The following is an 8,506-nucleotide window of genomic DNA, read 5'->3' as shown; positions in this document are numbered from 1 at the left end:
GGCCTGCACGGTCGGATCCTTGACCTGGCGCAGGCGGTCCGACATCAGCTGCGCCGAGGCCAGGATGTTGCGCATGTCATGGTTGATCTTGGAGACGGCAAGGCCGAGGTCGGCAAGATGCTTCTGCTCGGAGAGCATTTTTTGCAGCCGCTCCTGCATTTGCGACAGCTCGCGCTCGGCAACGCCGATCTCGTCGGCGCGGGCAGCCGGATGGATGATCCGTCCGGGATCGTCGGGCGCCTCGGAGAAGGACAGCATCGAGCGCGTCATCGTCCGGATCGGCCCGATCATGATCAGGTCGATGGCGGCGTAGACCAGCATGGCGGTGAACAGCGAGATCAGCAGCGAGACGAAGGCGACGTTGCGCGAATAGCGCAGCATCGCATTGCGCAGGCTGTTGTCGGGCATGATCAGCTCGAACTCCTTGTCCGAGTCACCGACCGGACCGAAGACGCGCAGCATCCGGTCGCCGCCGAAAAACAACGTGTCGAGCGCGCCGGTCATGCCCTTGATCATGCCGATCGAGGCGATATCGATGTGCGCGTCGACCTTCGGCGGCATTTCGGCCACCACCAGCAGCCGCGAGACGCCGCCGTCGCGCACCGCGATCGCCTTGGCGCCGATCGCCATCAGCACGTCGTTCTGGGCCGTGCGCGACAGCGAGGCGGGCTCACCCTGCACCAGCACGATCGACACCGCAGCCGCCGTGCTCAGCCGTTCCTTAAGCCAGTTCAGCCGGTAGCTGGCGATCCAGGGCAGGAAGATCAGCACTTCGGCCAGAAGCACGAAGACGATGGTCAGCAGCAGCAGCTTGGTCGACAGGCCGCGCGACAGCGGCACCGTGCGCACGGCCGCTGGCGCCTCGGTGGACGCCACCGTGCCGATCCCTTCCTGTGCCTGTATGGTTTCGCTCATGCGGCTAATGTCTTCACGATCACTTGATCAACGCAGATTAGGCGATTACGGCTTTTTTGCCAATTTCATCCTTGGTCGCAAACATAAACCGGTCTGAACGGAGCCGGATTGCGCCCTACGACTCCGGATTGACTTCCAAAAGCCTTCTTTCTATAAGCCCGCACACGCTCGGGCCATTCGTCCCGGCGCGGTTTCGATCGCGCCAAAGCCGGCCCGGCAAAGCTCCTGTTACACAGTGACAGAATCAAGAAGGGCCGCACCCCGCGGTATTAAAACAAATGAAGCGTACCTACCAACCGTCTAAACTCGTCCGCAAACGTCGGCACGGCTTCCGTGCCCGCATGGCCACCAAGGGTGGTCGCGGCGTCGTCGCAGCTCGCCGCAACCGCGGCCGCAAGCGGCTCAGCGCCTGAACGGAAGACGAGATCGTTGCCCGCAACCGGCAAGCCAGTGGGACCAAATCCCAAGCGGCTTCTGAAGCGCGCGGAATTCCTGGCTGTCCGTCGTGGTGAAAAACGACGCGGGCGGCTTTTTCTCGTTGAAGTTCTCGACCGCGGCGACGGCCTGTCGCCGCGCGTCGGCTACACCGTCACCAAGAAGGTCGGCAATGCGGTTGTCCGCAACCGTGTCCGGCGGCGGCTGCGAGAAGCCATCCGTACGCATGCTGCAAGTGACATGGCGCCTGGCAATGATTATGTCATCGTCGGGCGCGAAGACGTGCTTACCACTCCGTTCGGCCAGTTGAAGGCCGAACTCTCCCGCCGACTGCGCGGAACACGATAGGCCAAGGGCTTTCGATGGAAAACAACCGGAACTTCTTCATCACCATCGCGCTGTCGGTGCTGATCCTTGCGGTATGGCAATATTTTTACGTGTTGCCGCGCAGCGAAGCCCAGCGCGAGGCGGCCCGCGTCGAACAGCAGCGCATCGAGGAGCAGAAGAAGGCCGCCGGTACCGACACCGGAACGCCCGCCGCACCTGGCGCCATTCCGAATGCACCGGGTACCGACGCCGTGACGCCGGCCGGCCGCGAACAGGCGCTCGCCACGACGACCCGCGCGAAGATCGACACGCCGAGCCTCGAGGGTTCGATCAACCTGACCGGCGCCCGCCTCGACGACCTCAAGCTCAAGCACTACACCGAGACGGTCGACAAGAACTCGCCCGAGATCAGCCTGCTCAACCCGGCGGCACTGCCCAATGGCTATTATGCCGAGATCGGCTTTGTCGGCAACGACAAGACCGGTGCGGTGCCCGGTCCGGAGACTGTGTGGACCGTCGACGGCAATGCGACGCTGACGCCGACGACCCCGGTCACGCTGACCTATTCGAACGACAAGGGCTTGACCTTCAAGCGCACCTTCTCCGTCGACACCGATTACATGTTCACGGTGTCCGACACGGTGCAGAATGCGGGCACGGCCGCCGTCTCGCTGTCCAATTACGGCCGCGTCACCCGCTTCGACAAGCCGCTCGTTGCCAGCACCTATGTGCTGCATGAGGGCCTGATCGGCTTCACCGGCACCGAAGGCCTGCAGGAGCACAAATACGCGTCCATCGAATCGGACAAGCAGTTCACGCCGGGCAAGTCGACTGACGGCTGGTTGGGCATTACCGACAAATACTGGGCGGTGACGCTGGTGCCGACCGAAAAGCAGCCGTTCCAGCCGCGCTACGCCTTTTTCGAGGACGGCCGCCACCGCTATCAGTCCGACTTCCTGACCGACCCGATAACGGTTGCCGCGGGTCAATCGGCGACGGTGGAGAGCGAGATCTTCGCCGGCGCCAAGGAGGTCGGCAAGATCAACGCCTATGCAGAGGACCGTCAAATCAAGCGGTTCGATCTTTTGATCGACTGGGGCTGGTTCCACTTCATCACCAAGCCGATGTTCTGGCTGATCGACACGCTCTACAAATTCTTCGGCAATTTCGGTCTGGCCATCCTCGCCACCACCGTCATCGTCAAGGCCATCTTCTACCCGCTCGCCAACAAGTCCTACGCGTCGATGGCGAACATGAAGAAGGTGCAGCCGAAAATGCTCGAGATCCGCGAGAAATACGCGGACGACAAGATGAAGCAGCAGCAGGCGATGATGGAGCTCTACAAGACCGAGAAGATCAATCCGATCGCCGGCTGCTGGCCGGTGGCGCTGCAGATCCCGGTGTTCTTCGCGCTCTACAAGGTGCTCTACATCACCATCGAGATGCGTCATGCGCCGTTCTTCGGCTGGATCCAGGATCTGGCCGCGCCCGATCCGACATCGCTGTTCAACCTGTTCGGCCTCATTCCGATCACGCTGCCGCATATGCTGATGATCGGCGTATGGCCGCTGATCATGGGCGTCACCATGTTCCTGCAGATGCGCATGAACCCGACGCCGCCGGACCCGACGCAGGCGGCGATCTTCACCTGGATGCCTGTCATCTTTACCTTCATGATGGCGGGTTTCCCGGCCGGCCTGGTCATCTACTGGGCCTGGAACAACACGCTGTCGATCCTGCAGCAAGGCATCATCATGAAGCGCCAGGGCGCCAAGATCGAGCTGTGGGACAATCTGGTCGCGCTGTTCCGAAAGAAACCATCACCGGCCGAATAGAAGGCGCAGCGCTTTCTCCATCCTTCAAAGCCCCGCCTCGCGCGGGGCTTTTTCGTTCAAGCCGCTTTCGGCATCACGTTCCTGTGATCGGCGAAACTTGCGCCCCGCCGGCGGCGTGACTGCCTGTGCGTTTCCAAAGGCTATCAATTCCGATCAGCCCTCACCCGGAGGAAGACCATATGCGCTTGCCGTCATTCAGGACCATCGCCCTTTCCGCGTTCGTCGCCGGCGTGGCGATTGCCGCGCCCGCCTATGCCAAAAACCCGAATGTCGGCGGCGCGCCGATGTACACCACCAAGAACATCGTCGAGAACGCCGTCAATTCGAAGGACCACACGACGCTGGTCGCCGCGGTCAAGGCCGCCGGCCTGGTCGACACGCTGCAGGGTGCTGGCCCGTTCACAGTCTTCGCCCCGACCAACGCGGCGTTTGCGAAACTGCCCAAGGGCACCGTCGACACGCTGCTGAAGCCGGAGAACAAGGGCAAGCTCACCAAGGTGCTGACCGCGCATGTCGTGGCAGGCAAGATTTCGGGCGCCGAAATGATGAAGAAGGCCAAAGCGATGGGCGGCAAGTACGAGATGAAAACCGTCTCCGGTGACACGCTGACCGCTGAAGTCAAGAAGGGCAAGCTCTACATCATGGATGAGTCAGGCGGCGAGGCGCGAGTGACGATCGCCGACGTCAACCAGTCGAACGGCGTCATCCATGTCGTCAACAAGGTGCTGTTGCCGAAGTAACGGCTTTCGGCAAAGGGGATCAAGGCAGGTCCGTTGGGGCTTTCTCGGGCCTGCCATCCCCACCTCATGACGAGGTGCCATGTTTCTTGGGAAGTCGTATCGGCATCGGCCGGGGTCCTGTCCCTCACAGGACCCGGTTTCTTTTGGTTCATGGACCGAAGACCGTAGAGGACAAATACCTGAACGGAGCGCTTGCAGGGGTAGCCGAGATGCCGGTTAGCCGTAAGCTGGCACGGACCGCCGCGCACCGGAATGTGGCGTCGCGATGCGACTGCCAACGCGGTTGAGGGGTAGAGAGACAACGCTCACCTAGCGCCCGCAGATGTGACATACTGACTGCATATCGATTTCGTAGCCTTGTTAGGAACACGACGTGGATTGGTTTACCCAACGCAAGCCTTTCCCAAATGCCGCAAAGTCAGCTTTCGGAGTTGGAGCGCTTGGCGATATAGCTGCTGAGGAATTGACTCCCATCGTCGACGACACTTACCGAACAACCTCGAGGCATCTCACATCTGATGGGATCAGCATCTACATTCCCTATCGGTTGCATTTTCTGCCGACCGTAGCTGTCGATTTCGCTAGCTTTTCGCCGGGGTCGCAGTGCTTGCTGACACGTTCGACAGACGGTTATCTGAGGCAAAAATCAGCCAAAATTATCCTTCCGCTGAACGAGCCTTGGACGATTCCATTCATCGTTCTTCTCTTAGGCGAGTACGTCGTCGAAATTCTCGACGATATCCATTTGGCGATGCCGTATTTCGATCAGACAGCTTACGCCAGTTTCGTCCGGCAGAACCGGCAGGTAATGCGTGCAATACGCGCTAAGGCGACAAGCTATTGGAATGCCTACTACCGCCAAAGTTATCCCGGCAGGAAATCGTATCCGGCGATTGCCGTCCTCAATCAGCTGGATACTTGGGCAACCTAGCATCACGTGCAACGGGACAGCCGACGACGTCGCCATACGTTGTATTTCCATTTTGTCGACGGTGACGCATTCGAAACTTGCTTCAACAAAAGGCCCTCGACCAAAACATCACTCCATCACGGCGCTGTGGTCGACCTTGGCTGGCGTCGCCGGCTTGCGCAGCAAGAGAACCAGCGGAATGGCGGCAAGCGACAGGATCATCATCAGCTTGAAGTCGTTCATATAGCTTATGATCGTCGCCTGCAGCGTCACCACGCCGTCGAGCGCGGCGCGGCCCGCGGCGCTGTAGGGATCCATCGCCTGGAAGATGGCCGGATTGCTGAAAGCCTGGTTGTAGGGCGTCACATAGGTGGCGATGTTGGCGTGGTTGATCTGCACGTTCTCCGTCAACAGCGCGGTGACGACGGATATGCCGACGCTGGAGCCGATGTTCCGCGACAGATTGTAAAGGCCTGTGCCTTCCGCGCGCCGCTCCGGCGCCAGCGTGGCGAAGGTGATGGTGGTCAGCGGCACGAACAGGAAACCCAGGCCAGCGCCCTGGATGAAGCCGGTGCTGATGATCGTCCATTGCGACACATCAGGGGTCCAGCCGGTCATGTCGTACATCGCCCAGGCGGTGACCAGCAGGCCGGTCAACAGCAGCCAGCGCGTGTCCACCTTGCCGATCAGCCTGCCGACCAGGAACATGCAAGCCATGGTGCCGAGACCGCGCGGCCCCATGACGATGCCGGCCGTCACCACCGGATAGCCCATCAGCGTCTGCAGATAGGGCGTCATCAGGGCCAGCGAGGCCAGATAGGTGATGCCGATGATGAAGATGAAGATCATGCCGACGGCGAAATTCCTGTCGAGGAACAGCCGCGGGTTCACGAAGGTGTTTTTGGCGGTGAAAGTGTGGACGAGGAAGATGTAGAAGGCCGACGCGCAGATCAGCGCCTCGACGATGATCTCGGACGACGAGAACCAGTTGAGCTGCTCGCCGCGATCGAGGAACATCTGCAGCGATGCGATGGTGACGCTGAGCATGCCGAAGCCCAGCCAGTCCAGCCTGGCCTTAAGGTCCGTCTTGGTTTCCTGGACGAACATCGAGACGCCGGCGAAGGCCAGGGCCCCGATCGGGACGTTGATGTAGAACACCCAGCGCCAGCTGACATTCTCGGTCAGCCAGCCGCCGATGACCGGCCCGAGCACCGGCCCGACCATCACCGAAACGCCGAACAGCGCCATCGCCGAGCCGCGCTCCTCGACGCTGTAGATGTCGAGCAGGATGCTCTGCGCCAGCGGCACCAGGGCTGCGCCGAACAGGCCTTGCAGCAGGCGGAAGCCGACGATCTGCGGCAGCGACTGCGCGAAGCCGCACAGCACCGACGCGACGACGAAGCCGGTGATGGAGATCAAAAGGATGCGCTTGCGGCCGAAACGATTGGCAAGATAGCCCGAAGGCGGCGTCATGACGGCCGCCGCGACGATGTAGGACGTCAGCACCCAGTTAATCTGGTCGGCGCTCGCCGAAACGCTACCCTGGATATAGGGCAGCGCCACATTGGCGATGGTCGTGTCCAGTGCCTGCATGATCACGGCCAGGATCACGCAGGCGGTGATGGCGCCGCGATTGGCGACCACGCCACCTGTCGCGGACGCGCCGGTCATGACTTTTGTCCGAACCGGCCGAGGAGGTCCGTCACGAAGTCCGGCAGGCCGCGCGCGTGGCCGGTATCGATGCCGACCACGACGCTCATCCCGCCACGCAACGGCGGCTTGCCTTGGAGATCGTCCAACGTCACGCGCATCGGAATGCGTTGCACGACCTTGACCCAGTTGCCGGTGGTGTTCTGCGCCGGAAGCAAGGAGAAGCTCGACGATGACGCCGGGCTGATCGAGGCGACCGTGCCGTGCCAGACGGCACCCGGGTAGCTGTCGACGCTGATCGTCGCCGTCTGTCCCGGCCGCACATAAGTCAGTTCGGTTTCCTTCGGCTCCGCCGCGATCCACAGATCGGTCGCCGAAATCAGGCTGAAGGCCGGCTGCGAAGCCGGCAGGTACTTGCCGACCTGAAGCGCGTCGACATTGGTGACTATGCCGTCGAACGGCGCCTTGACGATGGAATCGGCAAGATTGCGCTGGGCGTCGTCCACCGCCGACTGCGCCTGGAGGTAGAACGGATTCTTCTCCACCGGCTGGCTGGCGTCGCCGCCAAGCTGGGCAAGCGTCGCCTGTGCCTGCGCCTGGGCAACGGACACTTTCTGGCGGGCGGCGACGAGGTCGTGCTGGGCGCTGTCGAAGGTCGCCTTGGAGGAGGTGGAGGTCTTGAGCAGATCCTGCTGGCGCTGGAAAGCGGCCTCGTAATAGGGGATGTCGGCCTGCGCCTGCTCGATCAGCGCCTGCGACTGCTGGTAGCTCGCCTGCAAGGTCAGCACCTGGTTGCGCACAGTGCCGAGCTGCGCCTGGGCGGCGGCAAGAGCGGTTTCGAAAGAGGCCGGCCGCAGCCGGAAAAGCACCTGGTCCTTCTTCACCGCCTCGTTCTCGTGCACGTCGATCTCGGACACAGTGCCGGAGACATCGGTGGAAACGCCGAGCGACTGCGCCTGGATGTAGGCGTTGTCGGTCGTCATGACCTGGCCGCCGATGACGTAGTAATAGCCGCCGACGACCAGCGCGACCGGAAGCAGGGCAAACAGGATCGGCCGTGCCCGGCCGCGCTTGGGCTTGACCGGCGCCGGAGGCGCCACCGCAACCGTGGCCTGCCGTGGCTCCTTGGACGGCGCCTCGAGCGCCGCCGGCTCCAGGGCGACCGGTGCTTCGAGCTCGTCATTGCCGATGAGGGTGCCGGCTCGCCTTTGTTCGCGTTCGCTGTCCAGTCGGATGATCTGGTCGCGCGCCCGGCCGGCGGAGGATCCGTCTTCTTCGGCAGGCTTCTTTGGTGAGGTTGATTCAGCCATGTGTTTTCTCCCGGTCGGCGGCAGGCTGGGTGCAAGCCGCGAGCAGATTGGATTTGATGAGGGATAGGGTTTGCAGCAGATGCAGCTGGGCATCCGCGGAAAGACCGACAAAGGCCTCGTCCCGCGTCTTCTGCCCATTGGTGCGCATGGTTTCGATGAGCGGATAAGCTTGCGGCTTCAGGTAGAGCAGCCATGCCCGGCGGTCAGCGGGATTGGGCCGGCGCTCGATGAAGCCGCGTGCCTCCATCTTATCGAGCAGCCGGGCGAGCGTGATCGGCGTGATCTCGATAAGATCGGCCAGTTTGTTCTGGTGGATGCCCTCATGCAGGCAGAGATAGGCGAGCACCTGCCACTGGGCGCGGGTCAGCCCCGATGCCCGCGACC

The 8,506-nt window shown here is 62.0% G+C and carries 8 protein-coding genes and 1 pseudogene; 5 read left to right on the top strand and 4 right to left on the bottom strand.

Features of this window, described 5'->3' with window-relative positions; genetic code table 11:
- Positions 1 to 915 (bottom strand): annotated as a pseudogene (locus EN906_RS14215) (sensor histidine kinase); the annotation flags it as partial.
- 278 nt (positions 916 to 1,193) lie between these two features.
- Between EN906_RS14215 and rpmH the strand changes: the two are divergent.
- From rpmH to EN906_RS14185, 5 genes are all read left to right on the top strand, one after another.
- A complete protein-coding gene (gene rpmH / locus EN906_RS14205; protein ID WP_008833937.1) occupies positions 1,194 to 1,328 on the top strand; it encodes a 50S ribosomal protein L34 in 135 nt (44 codons plus the stop codon).
- Between the two features lie 16 nt (positions 1,329 to 1,344).
- A complete protein-coding gene (gene rnpA, locus EN906_RS14200; protein WP_127270243.1) occupies positions 1,345 to 1,698 on the top strand; it encodes a ribonuclease P protein component in 354 nt (117 codons plus the stop codon).
- Between the two features lie 14 nt (positions 1,699 to 1,712).
- Positions 1,713 to 3,512: a membrane protein insertase YidC gene (gene yidC / locus EN906_RS14195; protein ID WP_127270245.1), complete on the top strand. Its 1,800-nt coding sequence runs from the start codon at positions 1,713 to 1,715 to the stop codon at positions 3,510 to 3,512.
- 179 nt (positions 3,513 to 3,691) lie between these two features.
- Positions 3,692 to 4,252 carry a fasciclin domain-containing protein gene (locus EN906_RS14190; RefSeq protein WP_127271417.1) on the top strand — a complete coding sequence of 187 codons (561 nt, stop codon included), beginning with the start codon at positions 3,692 to 3,694 and terminating at the stop codon, positions 4,250 to 4,252.
- A gap of 373 nt (positions 4,253 to 4,625) precedes the next feature.
- Positions 4,626 to 5,183, top strand: coding sequence for a hypothetical protein (locus EN906_RS14185; RefSeq protein WP_127271419.1), 558 nt, complete (start codon positions 4,626 to 4,628; stop codon positions 5,181 to 5,183).
- Positions 5,184 to 5,291: 108 nt separating this feature from the next.
- Here EN906_RS14185 and EN906_RS14180 read toward each other — a convergent pair whose 3' ends face one another.
- From EN906_RS14180 to EN906_RS14170, 3 genes are all read right to left on the bottom strand, one after another.
- Positions 5,292 to 6,833, bottom strand: a complete 1,542-nt coding sequence (locus EN906_RS14180) for a DHA2 family efflux MFS transporter permease subunit (protein WP_127271421.1) — start codon at positions 6,831 to 6,833, stop codon at positions 5,292 to 5,294.
- Positions 6,830 to 8,122 (bottom strand): HlyD family secretion protein, encoded by a 1,293-nt coding sequence (locus EN906_RS14175; RefSeq protein ID WP_127267225.1) that lies wholly within the window; start codon positions 8,120 to 8,122, stop codon positions 6,830 to 6,832. Before EN906_RS14175 ends, EN906_RS14180 begins: the two co-directional genes overlap by 4 nt.
- The coding region (locus EN906_RS14170; protein WP_164777171.1) for a MarR family transcriptional regulator at positions 8,115 to 8,506 on the bottom strand (392 nt) is incomplete at its 5' end. The genes EN906_RS14175 and EN906_RS14170, both read right to left, overlap by 8 nt.

Source organism: Mesorhizobium sp. M7A.F.Ca.CA.004.06.1.1 (assembly GCF_003999135.1).
Lineage (GTDB): Bacteria > Pseudomonadota > Alphaproteobacteria > Rhizobiales > Rhizobiaceae > Mesorhizobium.
Note: the sequence above shows the minus strand (reverse complement) of the source record. Positions and strands in the feature narration are given on the sequence as shown.